Genomic DNA, 18,072 nt, shown 5'->3' on the forward strand with positions numbered 1-18,072 from the left:
GCCGAAGAATGCGGCGTCCGACGGCATGGACCTCACTCTCTCGTCGGGCGCCTTCTGGTCGGGACTCTCTCGTCGGGCGTCTTCCGGTCGGGCGTCCGCGCGGTCACCTGTTGGGGGCGGCCGCGCTGATGTCGCCCAGGGCGGACGAGGGATCGCGTTCCATCGCCAGGTCGGCGAGGGCGACCATGCCCACGGCCCGGTCTCCCTCGACCACGGGCAGCCTGCGGAGCGCGTGCTCACGCATCAGCTGTACGGCGCGGCCGACCTCGTCGCCGGGCCCGACAGTGACGATTTCAGGGCTGCACGCCTCCTGAACGGTGGTGTCGCCGGGGTCCTTCTCCTCAGCGAGCACGCGTATCACCAGGTCGCGATCGGTCACCAACCCGCGCAACCGGTCGCCCTCGGTGACGAGCACGGCGCCGATGTCCTCGTCGCGCATGCGATGCGCCACCTCGCTCACTGCGGTGAGCGCGCCCACCGAGACGGGGGCGCTCGTCATGATCTCGCGGACTTGCTGGGCCATCGCGGTCCTCCCCATTCGGTCGTGCGCAGTGGTTCGTGCGCAGTAGGTCGTGCGGCGTCCGAGGTGGTCGCCGCCGGACCGACCGGGTACCCCTGAGGAGGGCGTCCACTCGACACCGGTCCCCAGCGAGCTCGCCGCCCCACCCATCGGGAGATCGAGCAGGAATCGAGAAGCGCGGGTCACGGAGCCGCTCTAGCCTGACCGTCATGGACATCACCATTCACACAAGCGTGCTCCCTCATGAGGACCCGGACGCGTCCCTGGCCTTCTACCGCGACGCCCTCGGCTTCGAGGTCCGCGGCGACGTCGGACAGGGCAGGATGCGCTGGATCACGGTCGGCCCCGCAGGCCAGCCCGGCACGTCCATCCTCCTGGCACCGCCTGCCGCCGACCCCGGGATCACCGAGGAAGAGCGCCGCACCATCACCGAGATGATGGCCAAGGGGACCTACGGCTGGATCCTGCTGGCCACCCGGGACCTCAATGACACGTTCGAGAAGGTGCAGGCGACCGACGCCGAGGTCGTCCAGGAGCCGACCGAGCAGCCGTACGGAGTCCGCGACTGCGCCTTCCGCGACCCCGCGGGCAACATGGTCCGCATCCAGGAGCTTCGCTGACCCGTCCGGTCATCCATCCGTTCATCGATAAGGAGTTCCCTTATGTGTCACCCCTCGTGGGGGCGCGCACGCACCGCGGCGCAGCGGCTGAGCGACCTCGCGCGACTGCGCCGCGTCCGCGACCGGATCGACCGGGAGTACGCGCGTCCGCTGAACGTCGAGGCGCTCGCCCGCGGCGTGGACATGGCCGCCGGGCAGCTCGGCCGCCAGTTCCGGCTGGCCTACGGAGAGTCTCCGTACAGCTACCTGATGAGGCGGCGCATCGAGCGCGCCGCGGCGCTGCTGCGGCGCGGCGACCTCGATGTCACCGAGGTCTGCTTCGCGGTCGGCTGCTCGTCGCCGGGCATCTTCAGCACCCGCTTCACCGAGCTGGTCGGCAGGCCGCCGTGCGTGGCACGACACGTGCCGGAACCGGTCAGGATTCGAGAAGCGCCGGTCACCGAGCCGCAACTAGCGTGATGGCCATGGCATCCATCGAATTCATCACCCTCGACGTGGCCGACCCCACGGCCGCCAACCGCTTCTACACAGCCGCCTTCGGCCTGGGCGATCAGGTCCGCCTGCGGGCCTCGGAGGCACCGACAACAGGCTTCCGCGGGTTCACGCTGTCGCTCGTGGTGTCCCAGCCGGCCGACGTCAACGCTCTCATCGACGCCGCCGTGGACGCCGGCGCCGCGACGCTGAAGCCCGCCGCCAAGTCACTCTGGGGCTACGGGGGCGTCGTACAGGCCCCGGACGGGACGATCTGGCAGGTCGTGTCGTCGTCGAAGAAGGACACCGGCCCGGCCACCCGGCAGATCGACGAGATCGTGCTCCTGCTCGGCGTCGAGGACGTGAAGGTCACCAAGCAGTTCTACGTCGAACACGGCCTCGCCGTGGCGAAGAACTTCGGCGGCAAGTACGTCGAGTTCGCCACCGGGACCGGTCCCGTCAAGCTTGCCCTGTACAAGCGGCGTGGCCTGGCCAAGCTCGTCGGCGTCTCTCCCGACGGCACCGGATCGCACCGGCTCACGATCGGCGGCGACGCCGGGCCTTTCACCGACCCGGACGGGTTCGCATGGGAAGCCGCGTCGCTGACGCCCACGCCCTCGCCCTCGTCCTCCTCCTCGTCCTGATGGGCCAGGTGCCACTACCGTGAGTGGAAAGTGCGGCGATACGTGTCCGGCGGCACGCCGACCGTGCGGTTGAAGTGCCGGCGCAGGGTCGTGGCGGTGCCCATACCGGTGGCCGTCGCGATGGCGTCGACGCTGTCGTCGGTCGTCTCCAGCAACTCCTGGGCGCGGCGGATCCGTTGGGTCAGCAGCCATTGCAGCGGGGTGGTGCCGGTCGCCACCCGGAAGTGGCGGCCCAGGTTGCGCGAGCTCATCCGTGCACGGCGCGCCAGGTCCTCCACGGTCAGCGGATGGTCAAGGCGTTCGATCGCCCAGGGGAACAGTGCGGCGAGCGGGTGGTCGTCCCGGGCGGGCACCGGGGCGGCGACGAACTGGGCCTGTCCACCGGCCCGGTGCGGCGGTACGACCAGGCGGCGGGCGACGGCGTTGGCGACCGACGAGCCGTGGTCGAGGCGGACGAGGTGCAGGCACAGGTCCATCGCGGCGGCTTTGCCCGCGGAGGTGAGGACGCTGCCGTTGTCCACGTAGAGCACGTCCGGGTCGACCTCCACCCGGGGGTAGCGGGCGGCCAGGGCCTCGGTGTGCGCCCAGTGCGTGGTCGCGCCCTTCCCGTCCAGCAGGCCGGCGGCGGCCAGCACGAACGCGCCCGTGCAGAGGGAGGCCACGCGCGCGCCCGCCTCGTGGGCCGCGCATACCGCGTCGACCAAGTCGGCGGGCGGGTCCTCGTCGACGTCCGCCAGGGCGGGGACGATCACGGTGTCGGCATGACCGAGCCGGTCGAGCCCGTGGTCGGGCTCCAGCCTGAACCGGCCGACCCGCGCGGTGCCCGGCCCACAGACCTCGACGTCGTACCAGGGGCCGGTCACGCCTGCCGGGGCGGCACCGAACACCTCGTAGGCCAGGGAGAGTTCGAAGTGCAGCATCCCGTCGGTGACGGCCAGCGCGACAGTGCCCACACTCATACCCATGTCCGGAATTGTACGCGTGATGGCGTTCCGGACACTCGCGCTGGTCAAACGGCACTGACAGGATGCACATAGTTGATCATTCGAGGTTGGTCATTCGAGCACAGCGGGGGAACTGATGAGATCGGCTCAGACGGTAGTGGTGTTCGGCGCGTACGGGCACACCGGACGCTTTGTGGTGGCGGAGCTGCTGGATCGCGGGTTCGTCCCGGTTCTCTCCGGCCGCGACGCCGACAAGCTGCGGGCGCTGGCGGCGTCCCGTCCGGGGCTCGACATCCGGCCGGCGTCGGTCGACGACCCGGGCTCCCTCGACCGCGCGCTGGCCGGCACGGCAGCCGTGATCAACTGCGCCGGGCCCTTCGCCACGACGGCCGGCCCCGTGATCGAGGCGGCGCTGCGCGCCGGGATCCCGTACCTGGATGTGGCGGCCGAGATCGAGGCCAACGTCGACACGTTCGCGCACTTCGCGGACCGTGCGCGCGCCGCGGGTGCGGTGATCGTCCCCGCGATGGCCTTCTACGGCGGCTTGGGCGACCTGTTGGCCACCGCGGCGATGGGCGACTGGACGGCGGCCGACGAGGCGCACATCGCGTACGGGCTGAACAACTGGTACCCCACCGCCGGAACGCGCACCGCGGGCGCGGTCTCCAAAGAGCGCCGGAACGGCCAGCGCGTCCGCTACACGAACGGGCAGCTGGAGTACCGCAGTGACGAGCCGCCCGTCCTGAAGTGGTCCTTTCCCGAGCCGATGGGCATCCGGTCCGTCATCGGGGAGTTCACGATGGCCGACGTCGTCACCATCCCCAGCCACCTGTCCATCCCCGAGGTGCGCACCTACATGACGACCGAGGCGGCCAGGGACCTGTCGGCCCCGGACACGCCGACGCCGGCCGCGGTCGACGGACGTGGGCGGTCCGACCAGACCTTCCTCGTCGACGTCGTCGTACGCTCCGGCGGCACGGAACGGCGCGCGGTGGCAAGGGGCCAGGACATCTACGCCGTCACCGCGCCGCTCGTGGTGGAAGCGGTCCACCGTGTCCTCACGGGCCGGACCAGGACAGTCGGGGTGGCCTCGGCGGGTGAGATGTTCGACGCGCCCGACCTCCTGCGTGCCCTGTCCGCGCACATCTCCCTCGAACTGCCCCGGTAGCGGGCGGCCGAACCGCGCCGACGTAGGCTCGACCGTGACTGGGACCGAACCGATGCGGCTGCCCGACATGCCGCTGCACGATCCGTTCATCGTCGCCGACGAGAAGACCCGCACCTATTACCTCTACACGTCCAACGACCCGTCCGTATCGGGCGTGGACGGCACCGGCACGATGGTCTACCGCAGCCACGACCTGCGCGACTGGACGCGTCCCGTCGTGGTCTTCCTGACCGCCGGGCAGAACGGACTCTGGGCGACCGACGGCGGGTGGGCGCCGGAAGTGCACGAACGGGGCGGCAGGTACTACCTGTTCACCACACTGCACAACCAGGACAGGCCGCTTCCGGTGCCGCCGCCCAACCAGTGGGGCTCCCCGTTCCAGATCCCGAACTACATGCGCGGCACGATCACGGCCGTGTCCGACTCACTACTGGGTCCCTTCACCGCCGTCGACCCCTCACGCCCCACCCCGCCCGGGAACCTCATGACCCTCGACGGCACGCTCCACGTGGACCCGTCCGGGCAGCCCTGGATGGTGTACGCGCACGAGTGGCTGCAGACCATCGACGGAACCATGGAGGCGATCCGGCTGGCTCCCGACCTGTCGGAGACCGTCGGAGACCCGGTCTTCCTGTTCAAGGCCTCGGACGCGTCCTGGGTCGGCGAACAGATTCCGGGCGGCGTCCCCTACCAGCTCCCGCCCTACATCACCGACGGCCCCCAGTTGTACCCCACTCCTGACGGGTCCCTGCTCATGCTCTGGTCGACGTACGAGAAGAACGTGGTCGGCCGGGACGGCACCATCAGCGGCGGCTATGTGCAGACCTGTGCCGTCTCCAGGTCCGGGTCCGTCACGGGGCCGTGGCAGCAGCACCGGCCGCTGGTCCGCGACGACAGCGGCCACGGCATGCTGTTCCACACCTTCGACGGCCGGCTGATGATGGTCCTCCACCGCCCCTTCGACAACGCGCGGGGCAAGCTGTACGAGATGCGGCTCCGTGGTCACGAGCTACGGGTGCTCCGCCAGTGCACCGAACTCGACGGTGGCGGATGACGGAACGCGCGGTGCCGGAAGCCCCGGGAGCTCCAGAAGCCCACGGGACGATCCGGCTGTCCGGCCGGAGCCGGCGCCAACCACGCGAAACACGTGTGAAACCGGCGTTTCCTAGACTCCGCCGGGTGCACCTGACAGTCCTTGACGCCGCCACCGAGTGGAGCCGGTTCAACGAGGCTTCCGTTGAACGCCGCATGCTGCTCGCCCTCGGCGACCGGCTCGGCACCAGGCTGCGTCCGAAGCCGCTCATGCTGCCCGACGGCAGCCGTGTCGAGGTCGAGGGGATCGACGACGCGGGCCGCGTGCTCGTCCAACTCGTCAGCAACCAGGGCGCCTACAAGCCCGCCTACCGCAACAAGGTCATGGCGGACATGTTCAAGCTGCTCTGGCTGCGGGACTCCGTACCGACAGCCGAACGCGCGGTGCTCCTGGTCACCGGGGTCGTCGTGCAGGCGCTCGGCGGCTGGGTGGCCCGCGCGGCGGCGGACCTCGGCATCGAGATCTACGTCTTCGACGGCGACACGGCCGTAACACTGCGGGACCGAACGTAAAGTCCGCGAAACAAACGGCGGTTGCGGACCGAAACACAAGGCTCCTACCGTCGGAGACACCTAAGCGGATTTCCGCGTGGCAGTCACCCGCACTCGCTACGCACGCTCTCCGACTTCCAGGACCGGGCCTTCGTGCTCGCTACATGGATGGGAGCGTGCAGGTGACTGGTACGCCAGCACTTCAACTGCGGTCGGTGCACCGGGTCTACGGATTCGGGCCGGCCGCGACCAATGCCCTCGACGATGTCCACCTGACGGTGCCGCCCGGCCGCTTCGTCAGCCTCATCGGACCCAGCGGCTGCGGCAAGTCGACCCTGCTGCGCCTCGTCGCCGGCCTTGAAGAGCCCGACCACGGCGAGGTGCGGGTGCACGGCGTTCCGCCGGCGAAGGCGTGCGCCGCCAAGATGATCGGCCTTGTGCCGCAGAGCCCGGCGTTGCTGCCCTGGCTGTCCGTGCTGCGGAACGTCACACTGCCGCAGAAGATCAACAAGGGTGCCGCCAGGCGTCGCGAGCGCATCGCCGGCTTCGCCGGGCGGGAAGTCGCGCCCACCGCCCCCGACATGCGCGAACTCCTCGCCAAGGCGGGTCTCGGCGAGGCCATGCACAAGCTCCCGGCGGAGCTGTCCGGCGGTATGCGGCAGCGCGCCGCGATCGTGCGCGCCTTCGGCCTGCGGCCCGACGTGCTCGTCATGGACGAGCCCTTCTCGGCGCTCGACGAGTTCACTCGCGAGAGCCTCCAGGACCAACTACTGGACCTCTGGGACGAGTTGAAGACGACGGTCCTGTTCGTCACCCACTCCGTCCCCGAGGCCGTCCGGCTCTCCGACACCGTGGTCGTGATGGCGCCGCGCCCCGGCCGCATCGTGGACATCATCGACGTCGACCTGCCACGGCCGCGCGGTGACCGCCTCTTCGGGGAGCGCCGCTTCCACGAGTACGAGGACCTGATCCGAGACCGCCTTCGCCGTGCCTGGCACGGCGAAGCCGCGTGAGTGGGGGCGCGAGGACATGACCGTAGCCGACGAACGCACCACCGCTCCGGCGACCGAGATCGAACCGCCCGTCGGGCCGTCACGCTTCAGCCTCAGCCACCCGCGGTCCCGGATCACGTGGATCCGCCCGTCCGTCTGGTCGCCCCTCCTGGTGACACTGGCCGTCCTCGCCGCCCTCTGGCAGTGGGGAGCCGAGGAACTGCCGTATCTGCTGCCGCCGTTGCCGGACATCGGCAGCTCGCTCACCACCCAGTTCGGCTACTACGTCGACAACGCCCTGGTCACCCTGGGCGAGGCGGTGGCCGGCCTCGCGATGGGGTTCACCGCGGCGTTCGTCCTCGCGGTGCTGACCAGTGAACTCCCCCTGGTACGCCGGGCGGTCATGCCGATCGCGGTAGTCCTCAACGTCACCCCGCTCGTGGCGATCGCACCGGCACTGGTCGTGGCCTTCGGTTTCGGCCCGCTGCCCAAGCTCGTCATCGCCGGCCTGATCTGCTTCTTCCCGATCCTCATCAACACCGCGACCGGCCTGCGGTCCGTGCCGCAGCAGGTGCTGCAGGTGTACCGGACGATGGACGCCAGTCGCTTCGAGCTGCTGCGGCACGTGCGCATCCCCAACGCGCTGCCGTACGTGTTCGCGGCGCTGCGCATCGTCTTCCCGCTGTCGATCGTGGGCGCCGTGGTGGCCGAGATGTCGGCGTCGGGATCGACCGACGGCCTCGGCACCGCGATCAGTGTGGCCTCGTCGATGAATCAGCTGCCGGTCGTATACGCCTCGATCCTCGTCCTCGCGGTCATGGGCGTACTGCTGCTGCTCGTCGTGACGCTGGTCGAGCGCCGCGTCCTCCGTTGGCACGACAGCGCGCACAACTGACGCGCTCTCATACCGACTTACCCACACCCGCCTCGCTCCTCCCGTGACCCGCGATAGCGGAGCGCTTGACGGCCCACGCCCTCATCCACACCACTCCCCGGCGCCCGGCGCCAGTTTGGAGTCACGCATGTCACCGACGTCAGCCATGTCACCCCTGCGGAACCGCCTCACCAGATCCGGCCTCGCCTCCCTCGCCGCCGTCGCACTGACGGTCGGCGTCGCGGGATGCGGCTCGGACTCCGGCGACAGCACCTCGACGGGATCGGAAGGTTCCGCGATCTCCGCCGAGCGCTGCGCCGAGAACAAGGCCGCCGGCAAGATCACGTACCTGTCGGGCTACCAGTACCAGTCGTCCGTGTCGATCCTGGAGTACATCGCCGCCGACAAGCTCGGCTACTTCAAGGACCTCTGCCTCGACGTCGGCCTCAAGCCCGGCACCGGCGACACGGCACAGAACACCAAACTGCTCGCCAGCGGACAGGCGACCGTGAGTCCCGTCTCCCAGCAGGACGTCATCCAGGCACGGGCCAACGGGATCGACATCACGGGTATCTCCTCGTACTCGGACGCCGGGCTCGAAATCCTGATGACGAACAAGGACATCACCGACCTGACCCAGCTCGACGGCAAGGTCGTCGGCCACAAGGGCTTCGTACCCGCCGGCGTCAGGGCGATGCTGGTCAAGGCCGGGGTCAAGTGGGACTCGCTCAAGCTGGTCAAGCAGGGGTACGACCCCTCCGTACTGCCGCGCAGGCAGGGCGGCCTCGAAGCGCTCACCGGATTCGTCTCGAACGAGCCCAACCAGCTCAGGGCGGCCGGCAAGGACGTCACCGTGTGGAAGCCGGTCGACTACGGCGTCCCGGGCTCACTCGGCGCGATGGCCGTCAACCCCGCGTTCGCCAAGAAGCACCCGCACGCCGTCGAGGACATCCTGCGCGCCGCGCTGCACGCCTACGACTACTGCTCGGCCGGCGACAAGCACATCACCGAGTGCGTCGGGTACGCGGCGCGGTTGTCCGGACCGACGTACGACAAGAAACTGAACGCGACCATCTGGAAGACCGAGACACAGGTCGCCAAGGACAACCCGACGCCCGGACAGCCGTTCGGCGCCATCGACCCCAAGAACGTCGGGGGGCTCGTCGACATGCTGCACCAGTTCAAGATCGTGCCCGACAGCGTGACCGCCGCCCGGGCCGAGGGGTGGTTCGACGCCTCCCCCGTGAAGAACATCCACACCGCCGACAAGCTTGTCTGGCCCGCCCCGTAGCCGCATCGCGCCGGGACTGAAGCCCGCACGGCTCCCGGCCCCCTACACACACATGGCAGCGGAAATCTCCTGGAAAGGCCCACCAACGTGCCAGCGAAAGAGTACGGAATCTTCCTCCCCATCGGGAACGGCGGATGGATGCTGTCCACGACCGCGCCCCATCCCGAGGCGACCTACGCGTGGAACAGGCGCGCGGCCGTGCACGCGGAGACCATCGGCCTCGACTTCGTCATGTCGATGGCGAAGTGGCGCGGCTTCGGCGGCAGCACCGACCACTGGGGCCGCTCGCTCGAATCGATGACGATGATGGCGGCGCTCGCCGAGGCGACCAGCCGCGTCAAGATCTGGGCGACCCTGCACGCCAACGTCCACAACCCCGCCCTCGCGGCGAAGATGCTCACCACCCTCCAGGACATCTCCGGCGGCCGCGCCGGCATGAACATCGTCAACGGCTCGTACGCGGGCGAGTTCGAGCAGTTCGGCGAGTGGGACCCCGAGCTCAGCCACGCGGACCGCTACGAGATGACGGAGTTGTGGACGGAGGCGGTCACCCGGCTGTGGACCGAGGACTCCGTCACCATGCGGACGCCGTACTTCGACCTCGTCGACTGCGAGTCCCGCCCGCATCCGGCCACCCGGCCGACCCTCATCAACGCGGGCCGGTCACAGGAGGCGCGCCGTTTCCAGGCCGCGTACGCCGACGGGGCCTTCCTCGCCGCCGAAAGCCTCGACGAGATGCGGCAGCTCTCGGCGGACGTCCACCGGCGGGCGAAGGCCGGCGGCCGGGTCTGCAAGACCTACTCGATGCTCACCGTCGTCCAGGACGAGACCGACGAGCTGGCCGCCAAGAAGGTGAAGGAGTGGGGCGCGGGCCTCGACCGCGAGGCGCTCACCCATATGCGCCGCACCTGGGGCGTGCCCGAGGACCAGGCTCGCGCGTGGGCCGAGGGCGCGGGCGGTGAGGCCGCGTTCCAGACCCCGTACGTCGCGGGATCGGCGCGGACGGTCACCGATCACATCGAGTTCATCGTGCGCGAGGCCGACCTCGACGGGCTCATGCTGATCTTCCCGGAGTACGACGAGGACATGCTGCTGTTCGGCGAGACCGTGCTGCCCGCCCTGCGCGAGCGTGACGAGGTGGCGGCCTGATGTCCGATCTGCGGGACAGGCAACTCGCCCACCTCACCCGGCCCGGCAGCAGGCCCGCGCTCGTCGTGGTCGACGTACAGCGGGACTTCGCCGATCCGGACCGCCTCGCCGAATACGGCCTGACGGATGCCGCCCTCTCGGCACTCGACCAGGCGGTCAGCCGCATCGGCGACCTCGTAGATGCCGCGCGTGCGGCCGAAGTGCCCGTCGTCTGGGTCGAGTTGGGCAGTGATCCGGCACGTCCGTGGCGGTCCAGCAACTGGCTGCGCGGTGGCGACTACGACGCGCCCATGGGCCCGGACGAGCCGTGTGTCCTCGGTACGCCCGGGGCGGAGTGGTACCGCATGCGGCCTGCCGAAGACGAACCGCGCGTGGTCAAGCGCGGGTACAGCGGCTTCCTCGGCACCGATCTCGACGCGCGGCTGCACGCGGCCGGCTGCGACTGGCTCACCGTCGTGGGCCTGACGAGCGAGTGCTGCGTCGACGCGACCGCCCAGGACGCCGTGCAGCTGGACTGGCCCGTCGTCGTTCCCCGGGACGCGACGGCCGCCTACGACCTCGACGTCAACGCCGCGGCCCTGGTCCAGCTGGGACTCAACGTGGCCGTGCTCAGCGACACCGACGAGGTCGTCGAACTGTGGAAGAAGGGCGTGCGGTGAACGGCATGCACATCGGCTTCGACCTCTCCTTCACGCACACCGAGGGTGCGTGGGCCCGGCAGGGCTCGTGGGTCGGGCAGGACTTCCCGGACGTACGCATGTACATGGAACTCGCGCGGACGGCCGAGCGGGCCGGCGTCGGCATGCTGTTCTTCGGCGACGGCAGCGGCATCCCCAGCACTTGGCGCGGGAGCATCGAACCGGCCGTGGAATGGGGCATCCAATGGCCGCGCCACGACATGTCGCCGGTCATCGCGGCCATGTCCACCGTGACCGAGCGGATCGGCTTCGGTCTCACGTATTCGTCGACGTTCATGCATCCGTTCTACGTGGCCCGGCTGCTCAACTCGCTCGACCATGTGACGGGCGGGCGCATCGCGTTCAACGTGGTCGCCTCGACGCGCGGCGCGGACGCGGCGAACTACGGGTTCGCGGAGCTGATGGACCACGACCTGCGGTACGAGCGGATGGAGGAGTTCGTCGCGGTCTGCCGCGCGCTGTGGGACTCGGTGGCACCCGACGCCATCGTGCGCGACCGGGACACGGGCCGGTTCGCCGACCCCTCGAAGGTGCACCCGATCGATCACAAAGGGCGCTTCTTCACCGTCAAGGGCCCGCTCGCCTCGGTACCCAGTCCGCAACACCACCCGCTCATCGTCCAGGCGGGCAACTCGCCCCGGGGCATCGCCGCTTCGGCCCGGCTCGCCGATCTCGTCTTCGGTTTCGGCGGCAACCTCATGGCCCAGCACCGCCACCGCAAACTGCTCGACGAGGCACTCCTCGCCGAGGGACGCGACCCGGCCGAGGTGGGCATCCTCTGGGCCACGCAGGTCATCGTCGGCCGTACGACGGCCGAAGCGGAGGCACGCCGCGACGCGGTGCACGAGTTCTGGAACGAGGAGGCCGTCGCCACCTACCTGTCGCACAACGCCGGATACGACCTCTCGACGCTGCCGGAGTCGTTCCGGCTGGCCGAGCTGCGCGACGAGATCGTGGCGGCCAACGCGAGCCCCGCGGGTCTTGTCGGCTCGCTCATCGCCGAGTTCGGCGAGCACCACACGATGAGCCGGAGCGAGTTCTTCGCGCACGGCCGCGGCAGGGCGACGGGGCTCGACCACAGCATCGTCGGCGACTTCGCCACCGTCGCCGACGCGCTGGAGGAGAACTTCGCCGCGACCGGATCGCGCGGCGGCTACATGTTCTCCAGCCCGCTGGCCATGCCCTCGGGCTTCGCCGAGATCAGCGAGCTGCTGCTGCCGGAGCTGCGCCGCCGCGGCGCGCTCGCGCCTGTCTACCCCGGCGCCACACTGCGCGAGAACCTGGCGGTGTGAGATGACCGCAGGGACGAGCGAGCGAGGCCACTGGCTCGCCCTCGGCAGTCTGTGCGCGGGGTTCTTCATGCTGCTGCTCGACAGCACGATCACCTCGGTCGCACTGCCCGCGCTGATCAGCGGCCTGCACACCACCGAGACCCTGGCGATGTGGGTCAACAGCGGTTACCTCATCGCCTACGCGGTGCCGCTGATCATCGCGGGACGGCTGGGCGACCGCTACGGACACCGGCGGGTCCACCTGGTCGGGCTCGCGGCCTTCACCCTCGGGTCGCTGCTGTGCGCGCTGGCCCCCACCATCACGGCACTCGTCGTCTGGCGGGTGGTCCAGGGCGTCGGTGCCGCGCTGATGACGCCGCAGTGCCTAACCATCATCAAGGCGCTGTTCCAGCCGCCGCATCTCGCCGTGGCACTCGGCACCTGGGGTGCCGTCGGCGGAGCCGCGGTGGCCGTCGGGCCGCTGGCCGGCGGCCTGCTCGTCGACGCCGGCGGCTGGCCCGCGGTGTTCTGGGTCAATGTCCCGGTGGGCATCGCCGCGATGGTCGCCGTGGCCGCGTTCGTACCGGTCCTCCCCCGCCAGAAGGCGGGCATCCCGGTGTGGGCGATCTGCGCGAACGCGACCGGCGTCGGTGCCCTCGTCCTCGGTATCCAGGGCACGGACGCCGCGAGCGCCGACGTGCTGGACATACCCCGGTGGCTGCTCGCAGCCACCGGCACCCTGGTTGTCGTGGGCGTCATATGGCTGCAACGCCGGGACGGACAGCGGGCGTTGGTGCCGGTCGCGCTGCTGCACAGCCGCGGGTTCGTCACCGCGTCCTGGGCCGGCGCCGCCGCGGCGTTCAGCGCCGGCTCGGCCATGATCCCCCTCATGCTCTACCTCCAGCAGGAGCGCGGGCTCGATGCCGGAGCGGCGGCCCTCACCCTCGTGCCGATGGGCGTGCTGTGCCTGCTCGGCGCACCCGTCTCGGCACGGCTCAACAACGGCATCGGGCCCCGCGCGGTCGCCGTCATCGGCTCTCTCGCCCTCGTCCTGTCCATCGGAGCCTCGGCCGTGCTCGTCGCAACGGACGCACCGGTCTCCGCCCTGACCGCCGCCTTCGCGGTGTACGGCGTGGCCAACTCGTTCGTCTGGTCGCCCCTCTCGATCGCGGCGGTGACCGCGGTCGCTCCGGACCAGGTCGGGGCGGCGTCCGGAGCCTTCAACGCCATGAAGCAACTCGGCGCGGTGCTCGGCAGCGCGGTCTGTGCCGTTCTGCTGGCCGCATCCGACTACGCGACCACCCTCGGCGGCCTCGCCGCCGTCGGACTGCTCTGCCTCCTCGCGTCCGTGTTCCTCCGAGTCGGCCGGCCCGGAGCCGAAGCTCCCGCGGCGTCCGCCGCCGCGCCCCCGCTACCCACAGGAGTCGCCTGATGAAAACCGTCGCAGTCGTCGGAAACCCCAAGGCCGGCTCACGCACCCGCGATGCCGCCGAACGCCTGGCCGCGGCCCTGGAACTGGATTACGAGGTCCTCGAAGTCACCGCGCTCGGGGCCGGTCTGCTCGGCTGGGGCGACCCGGACGTCACCGCGGCCGTCGAGCGGGTGCGGTCCGCCGACGTGGTGATCGCGGCATCACCCACCTACAAGGGCACCTACACCGGCCTGCTCAAGGTCTTCCTCGACCAGTTCCCCACGGATACCGGCCTCGCGGGCCAGGTGGCGCTGCCCCTCATGCTCGGCGCGGGCCCCGCACACGCGCTCGCCCCCGAACTCACCCTCAAACCAGTGCTAGTCGAACTCGGTGCGACCTGTCCCGCGCAGGGCCTCTACCAGCTCGACTCCACCTACACGACGGATGACTCACTCGCCCGCTGGATCGGACGGTGGGGCCGGATCGTGCTCGACGCCGCGAAGACGAGGGCCGCTCGATGACGACGACAGAAGAGACGGCAGAGGAGACGGCAGAAGGGACGACGATGGAAGGCTTCACCTCGGATCCGGACGAGATGAAGACGGCGTTCTCCGGATTCCCGTCGGGAGTCGCGGCCCTCTCGGCGCGTGTCCTCGGCGAGCCGACGGTCATGATCGTCTCGTCGTTCGCCGTCGGGGTGTCCTACAACCCGCCCATGGTCTCCTTCGCCGCCCAGCACACCTCGACGACCTGGCCGGTACTGTCCCGCGCCCAGACGATCGGCATCTCCGTCCTGGGCGAGGGGCACAGCGACAAGACCCGGCAGCTCGCCTCCCGCAGCAAGGCCGGCAGGTTCACCGACCTCGGTACGGTGGAAGCGGCATCCGGCGCGATCTTCCTCGAAGGCGCGCCGGTCTGGCTGGAGTGCACCGTCGAGCACAGCTATCCGGCGGGCGATCACGACATCATCGTGCTGCGTGTGCTCGCCATGCTGACCGACGACGACCGCAATCCGCTCGTCTGGCACCGTCAGACACTCAAGATGCTGGGCAGCTGAGGCTGTAGCCAGTACCGGCGCCCGGCCCACGTCTCCACGCGGCGGCCGGGTTCAGGGCCGCGGAACGTTGCGCAGGTTGGCCCTGGCCAGGTCGAGCATCTTGCCCACGCCCCCGTTGAGCACCGTCCGCCCTGCCGAGAAGGCGAAGCCCTTCACCTGTTCGCCGGAGATGTGCGGCGGGATCGACAGGGCGTTGGGGTCGGTGACCAGATCCACCAGGCAGGGCCCGTCGTGGGCCAGCGCCTCGCGCAGGCCTTCGCGGATCTGCCCGGGCTTCTCGATGCGGACGGAGTGGATTCCGACGCCCTTGGCGATGGCGGCGTAGTCCACCGGCTCGTGGTCGGTCTGGTAGTCAGGCAGGCCGTCGACCATCATCTCCAGCTTGACCATGCCGAGCGAGGAGTTGTTGAAGACGATCGTCTTCACCGGCAGGTTGTGCAGCTTGACGGTGAGCAACTCGCCCATGAGCATGCCGAGTCCGCCGTCGCCCGACATCGAGATCACCTGACGGCCGGGGTAGGCGAACTGGGCGCCGATGGCGTGCGGGAGGGCGTTGGCCATGGTCCCGTGCAGGAACGAACCGATGACACGGCGGCGGCCGTTGGGCGTGAGGTAACGGGCCGCCCACACGTTGCACATTCCGGTGTCGACGGTGAACACCGCGTCGTCGTCGGCGAGTTCGTCGAGGATCGCGGCCGGGTACTCGGGGTGGATCGGCACGTGGTGCTCGACGTTGCGGGTGTAGGCGGAGACCACGTTCTCCAGGGACTTGGCGTGGTGGCGCAGCGTCCGGTCCAGATACGAGCGGTCGCGCTTGGCCTCGACCAGCGGCAGCACCGCGCGCAGCGTCTCGCCCACGTCGCCGTGCACGCCCAGTTCCAGCGCGGTCCGCCGCCCGATCCGCCCCGCGTCATGGTCGATCTGCACGGTGTTGGCCTGCGGCAGGAAGTCGTCGTACGGGAAGTCGGTGCCGAGCAGCACCACCAGGTCGGCCTCGTGCATCGCGTCGTAGCAGGCGCCGTAGCCGAGCAGTCCGCTCATGCCGACGTCGTACGGGTTGTCGTGCTGGATCCACTCCTTGCCGCGCAGTGTGTGCCCGATGGGTGAGTGCACCCGGCCCGCGAGCTCCATCACCTCGGCGTGCGCGTCCCGGACGCCCGCTCCGCAGAAGACCATCACCTTCTCGGCCGCGTTGAGCTGCACCGCGAGGTCCCGCACCTGCTCGGCCGGCGGTACGACCCGGCCGCGGGCGGTGACGAAACTGCTCGACCCGGTGGGGTTGGTGGCGGGTGCGTGGGACAGGTCGCCGGGCATGACGAGCACCGACACCCCGTTGTCGGACAGTGCGCGTTGGACGGCGATCCGCACCATGCGGGGCATCTGCGACGGCTGGCTGACCATCTCGCAGTACTGGCTGCACTCGGTGAACAGCCGCTCCGGGTGCGTCTCCTGGAAGAACCCGGTGCCGATCTGCTTCGAGGGGATGTGGGAGGCGATCGCGAGCACCGGGGCGCCGGAGCGGTTCGCGTCGTACAGGCCCTGGATCAGGTGGGTGTTGCCGGGTCCGCAACTGCCCGCGCACACCGCGAGCCGCCCGGTCAGCTGCGCCTCGGCCGCGGCGGCCAGCGCCGCCGCCTCCTCGTTGCGCACATGGACCCACTCGATGCCCTCGGTACGCCTGATCGCGTCCACGACGGGATTGAGGCTGTCGCCGACGACGCCGTAGATCCGTTCCACCCCTGCCTGTCGCAGGACATCGATCAACTGCTGTGCCACGGTCGGATGACGCACCGGGATCCTCCTTGAACGGGGTTGTCGGCAGTTCGGGTTCCATCGGATCACAGAGGCGGTGCGGGGCACCGAGCCCACCCGACGGGTGAACGTCACACGGCCCGCGTGCCAGTACAGCGGACGCCGCCCGCGCCCCGGCGAGTCAGGGCCGCCACGATGCTCCGCCCCGGCGCGGACCGCTGCCCGCCGGTACGACCCGAGCGTGTTGCCGCCGGATCACCACGAGGTCATGCCAACGCCGGGCGGGCGACGGTGGAGCTCATCGCGGCCGGCACGCTCGCCGCCTCAATGTCCACGCCGCCGAAGACGGCGCCGTGGGCAGCTGATCGCGACGGCCCTGACTCGCCGGGGCGCGGGCGGCGTCCGCACCGGTGCCGCGGCTCGCGCCGGGCACCAGGGCGGCCTCGACGCCGGGCGGTCCGCCCGCCGTCCTCGTCAACTCCCCGACGCCCGCGGCGCCTGCGTGAGTGGGACTCGCTCAGCTCGCCTTGATCGCCGAGGCGTTGGCGGCCAGCCAGGCGTCGAAGCTCTTGAGCTCCGGGTGAAGTGCGCGCACCTTGTCCAGATCACGGGCGCCGGTGAACTCCTGATCGAAGTCGCCGTAGTACTGGAACATGTTGCCGAGCTCCTCGGCGGCCGGCATGTCCAGGGTGCGGAAGACGTCGTAGGGCACCGCCTGGAAGCGCACCGGCTCGCCGAGGACCGCTTCGAACTTCGCCGCGTACTGCGCGCCGGTCAGATGCTCCCCGGCCAGGCCGACGGTCTCACCGACAAGCCCCTCGCCGCCCTTGAAGATGCCCAGGGCTGTCCGGCCGATGTCCTCGACGTCCACTCCGGAGAGGTACTTGCCGTCCTCGATCGGCAGGGACAGCGTCAGCACGCCGTCCTCTCCGCGCTGGGGGCCCAAGCCCTGCAGGAAGCCCTGGAAGAAGAAGGTGGTGTTGAGGAAGGTGGTCGGTACTCCGGCCTGCCGGAACAGGTCGTTGGCCTCACCCTTGGCGTCGAAGTGCGGCACGTTGTATTTGTCCTGCAGGACCGGCATCCGGCTGTCGTCCAGTGGCAGCAGCTCGCGGGTGTCCTCCAGCGTCGACCACACCACGTGCTTGAGGCCTGCCGCCTTGGCCGCCCGCACCAGGACGTTGACCTCCTCGGTCTCCTTGGCCGCCGAGCCGTGCGCCCAGAAGTTGGTGACCAGGAAGGCGCCGTAGGCACCCTCGAACGCCTTGTGCACGCTGGGCTCGTCGTAGAAGTCCGCCTGGACGACCTCGGCCCCGAGCGCGGCGAGCTCCCGGGCGGCGGGCGAGTCCGGGTTCCTGGTGAGCGCGCGAACCGTGAAACCCGACTCCGGGTCGGCGAGGATCGCCCGCGCGGCACCGCCGCCCTGGGCACCCGTCGCTCCGGTGACCGCGATGACCTTCTGCTCACTCATAGCTACTGCTCCTGTCCGAAGACTCGGGGGTGATGCGTCAACAAGAACGTAACGTCGAATACGGTGACGCGTCAACTTCTTCGGTCAGGCTGCGCGACGCCAAGCAATGACCACGACCACTAGCGCCGACGATGCCGTCCAGCACGCCGATTCCGGAG

Annotated in this window: 19 protein-coding genes; 15 read left to right on the forward strand and 4 right to left on the reverse strand. The window is 69.9% G+C overall.

Going from position 1 to position 18,072, the window contains the following annotated elements; all coding sequences use genetic code 11:
- Positions 1–103: 103 nt before the first annotated feature.
- A complete protein-coding gene (locus tag AB0I18_RS09425) occupies positions 104–523 on the reverse strand; it encodes a CBS domain-containing protein (protein WP_363104802.1) in 420 nt (139 codons plus the stop codon).
- 206 nt (positions 524–729) lie between these two features.
- Between AB0I18_RS09425 and AB0I18_RS09430 the strand changes: the two genes are divergently transcribed.
- Genes AB0I18_RS09430 through AB0I18_RS09440 form a run of 3 tightly spaced genes read left to right on the forward strand, consistent with a single transcriptional unit; the run spans position 730 to position 2,255 of the window.
- Positions 730–1,140 (forward strand): VOC family protein, encoded by a 411-nt coding sequence (locus AB0I18_RS09430; RefSeq protein ID WP_363104803.1) that lies wholly within the window; start codon positions 730–732, stop codon positions 1,138–1,140.
- A gap of 42 nt (positions 1,141–1,182) precedes the next feature.
- Entirely contained in the window at positions 1,183–1,599 is a 417-nt protein-coding gene (locus AB0I18_RS09435; protein WP_363104804.1) for an AraC family transcriptional regulator, read from the forward strand.
- A 5-nt stretch (positions 1,600–1,604) separates the two neighbouring features.
- Entirely contained in the window at positions 1,605–2,255 is a 651-nt protein-coding gene (locus tag AB0I18_RS09440; protein WP_363104805.1) for a glyoxalase, read from the forward strand.
- Positions 2,256–2,269: 14 nt separating this feature from the next.
- Here the strand turns inward: AB0I18_RS09440 and AB0I18_RS09445 are convergent, their stop codons facing one another.
- Entirely contained in the window at positions 2,270–3,208 is a 939-nt protein-coding gene (locus AB0I18_RS09445) for a helix-turn-helix domain-containing protein (RefSeq protein WP_363104847.1), read from the reverse strand.
- A 127-nt stretch (positions 3,209–3,335) separates the two neighbouring features.
- Here AB0I18_RS09445 and AB0I18_RS09450 point away from each other — a divergent pair, with 127 nt between their 5' ends.
- The 12 genes from AB0I18_RS09450 (at position 3,336) to AB0I18_RS09505 (ending at position 14,694) form a co-directional block, all read left to right on the forward strand.
- Entirely contained in the window at positions 3,336–4,367 is a 1,032-nt protein-coding gene (locus AB0I18_RS09450; protein ID WP_363104806.1) for a saccharopine dehydrogenase NADP-binding domain-containing protein, read from the forward strand.
- Between the two features lie 52 nt (positions 4,368–4,419).
- The gene (locus AB0I18_RS09455) at positions 4,420–5,421 is read left to right on the forward strand and encodes a glycoside hydrolase family 43 protein (RefSeq protein ID WP_363104848.1); all 1,002 of its coding nucleotides are present in this window, start codon (positions 4,420–4,422) and stop codon (positions 5,419–5,421) included.
- Positions 5,422–5,546: 125 nt separating this feature from the next.
- On the forward strand, positions 5,547–5,972 hold the full coding sequence (locus tag AB0I18_RS09460) for a hypothetical protein (RefSeq protein ID WP_363104807.1): 426 nt from the start codon (positions 5,547–5,549) through the stop codon (positions 5,970–5,972).
- Positions 5,973–6,133: 161 nt separating this feature from the next.
- A complete protein-coding gene (locus tag AB0I18_RS09465; RefSeq protein WP_363104808.1) occupies positions 6,134–6,964 on the forward strand; it encodes an ABC transporter ATP-binding protein in 831 nt (276 codons plus the stop codon).
- A gap of 16 nt (positions 6,965–6,980) precedes the next feature.
- On the forward strand, positions 6,981–7,838 hold the full coding sequence (locus AB0I18_RS09470; RefSeq protein ID WP_363104809.1) for an ABC transporter permease: 858 nt from the start codon (positions 6,981–6,983) through the stop codon (positions 7,836–7,838).
- Between the two features lie 127 nt (positions 7,839–7,965).
- Positions 7,966–9,108, forward strand: a complete 1,143-nt coding sequence (locus AB0I18_RS09475; RefSeq protein WP_363104810.1) for an ABC transporter substrate-binding protein — start codon at positions 7,966–7,968, stop codon at positions 9,106–9,108.
- Between the two features lie 87 nt (positions 9,109–9,195).
- Complete coding sequence (locus tag AB0I18_RS09480; protein ID WP_363104811.1) at positions 9,196–10,257, forward strand: LLM class flavin-dependent oxidoreductase; 1,062 nt, start codon at positions 9,196–9,198, stop codon at positions 10,255–10,257.
- On the forward strand, positions 10,257–10,916 hold the full coding sequence (locus AB0I18_RS09485) for an isochorismatase family cysteine hydrolase (protein ID WP_363104812.1): 660 nt from the start codon (positions 10,257–10,259) through the stop codon (positions 10,914–10,916). Before AB0I18_RS09480 ends, AB0I18_RS09485 begins: the two co-directional genes overlap by 1 nt.
- Before the next feature lie 5 nt (positions 10,917–10,921).
- Positions 10,922–12,247 carry an NtaA/DmoA family FMN-dependent monooxygenase gene (locus AB0I18_RS09490; protein WP_363104849.1) on the forward strand — a complete coding sequence of 442 codons (1,326 nt, stop codon included), beginning with the start codon at positions 10,922–10,924 and terminating at the stop codon, positions 12,245–12,247.
- Position 12,248: 1 nt separating this feature from the next.
- Positions 12,249–13,658, forward strand: coding sequence for an MFS transporter (locus AB0I18_RS09495; protein ID WP_363104813.1), 1,410 nt, complete (start codon positions 12,249–12,251; stop codon positions 13,656–13,658).
- Positions 13,658–14,158, forward strand: coding sequence for an NAD(P)H-dependent oxidoreductase (locus tag AB0I18_RS09500; RefSeq protein ID WP_363104814.1), 501 nt, complete (start codon positions 13,658–13,660; stop codon positions 14,156–14,158). Before AB0I18_RS09495 ends, AB0I18_RS09500 begins: the two co-directional genes overlap by 1 nt.
- The gene (locus AB0I18_RS09505) at positions 14,155–14,694 is read left to right on the forward strand and encodes a flavin reductase family protein (protein ID WP_363104815.1); all 540 of its coding nucleotides are present in this window, start codon (positions 14,155–14,157) and stop codon (positions 14,692–14,694) included. Before AB0I18_RS09500 ends, AB0I18_RS09505 begins: the two co-directional genes overlap by 4 nt.
- 51 nt (positions 14,695–14,745) lie before the next feature.
- On the opposite strand, the gene AB0I18_RS09510 is transcribed toward AB0I18_RS09505, so the two are convergent.
- A complete protein-coding gene (locus tag AB0I18_RS09510; RefSeq protein ID WP_363104817.1) occupies positions 14,746–16,485 on the reverse strand; it encodes a pyruvate dehydrogenase in 1,740 nt (579 codons plus the stop codon).
- Between the two features lie 478 nt (positions 16,486–16,963).
- The gene (locus AB0I18_RS09515; RefSeq protein ID WP_363104818.1) at positions 16,964–17,914 is read right to left on the reverse strand and encodes an NmrA/HSCARG family protein; all 951 of its coding nucleotides are present in this window, start codon (positions 17,912–17,914) and stop codon (positions 16,964–16,966) included.
- Between the last annotated feature and the right edge of the window lie 158 nt (positions 17,915–18,072).

This window comes from Streptomyces sp. NPDC050704, assembly GCF_040654355.1.
GTDB lineage: Bacteria > Actinomycetota > Actinomycetes > Streptomycetales > Streptomycetaceae > Streptomyces.

Bases quoted from the DNA above. Each gene is read 5' to 3' on its own strand.
- AB0I18_RS09435 (WP_363104804.1), top strand. From the start codon at position 1,183: ATGTGTCACCCCTCGTGGGGGCGCGCACGCACCGCGGCGCAGCGGCTG.
- AB0I18_RS09500 (WP_363104814.1), top strand. From the start codon at position 13,658: ATGAAAACCGTCGCAGTCGTCGGAAACCCCAAGGCCGGCTCACGCACC.
- AB0I18_RS09425 (WP_363104802.1), bottom strand. From the start codon at position 523: ATGGCCCAGCAAGTCCGCGAGATCATGACGAGCGCCCCCGTCTCGGTG.
- AB0I18_RS09450 (WP_363104806.1), top strand. From the start codon at position 3,336: ATGAGATCGGCTCAGACGGTAGTGGTGTTCGGCGCGTACGGGCACACC.
- AB0I18_RS09495 (WP_363104813.1), top strand. From the start codon at position 12,249: ATGACCGCAGGGACGAGCGAGCGAGGCCACTGGCTCGCCCTCGGCAGT.
- AB0I18_RS09430 (WP_363104803.1), top strand. From the start codon at position 730: ATGGACATCACCATTCACACAAGCGTGCTCCCTCATGAGGACCCGGAC.
- AB0I18_RS09470 (WP_363104809.1), top strand. From the start codon at position 6,981: ATGACCGTAGCCGACGAACGCACCACCGCTCCGGCGACCGAGATCGAA.
- AB0I18_RS09475 (WP_363104810.1), top strand. From the start codon at position 7,966: ATGTCACCGACGTCAGCCATGTCACCCCTGCGGAACCGCCTCACCAGA.
- AB0I18_RS09440 (WP_363104805.1), top strand. From the start codon at position 1,605: ATGGCATCCATCGAATTCATCACCCTCGACGTGGCCGACCCCACGGCC.
- AB0I18_RS09485 (WP_363104812.1), top strand. From the start codon at position 10,257: ATGTCCGATCTGCGGGACAGGCAACTCGCCCACCTCACCCGGCCCGGC.
- AB0I18_RS09490 (WP_363104849.1), top strand. From the start codon at position 10,922: ATGCACATCGGCTTCGACCTCTCCTTCACGCACACCGAGGGTGCGTGG.
- AB0I18_RS09455 (WP_363104848.1), top strand. From the start codon at position 4,420: ATGCGGCTGCCCGACATGCCGCTGCACGATCCGTTCATCGTCGCCGAC.
- AB0I18_RS09515 (WP_363104818.1), bottom strand. From the start codon at position 17,914: ATGAGTGAGCAGAAGGTCATCGCGGTCACCGGAGCGACGGGTGCCCAG.
- AB0I18_RS09505 (WP_363104815.1), top strand. From the start codon at position 14,155: ATGACGACGACAGAAGAGACGGCAGAGGAGACGGCAGAAGGGACGACG.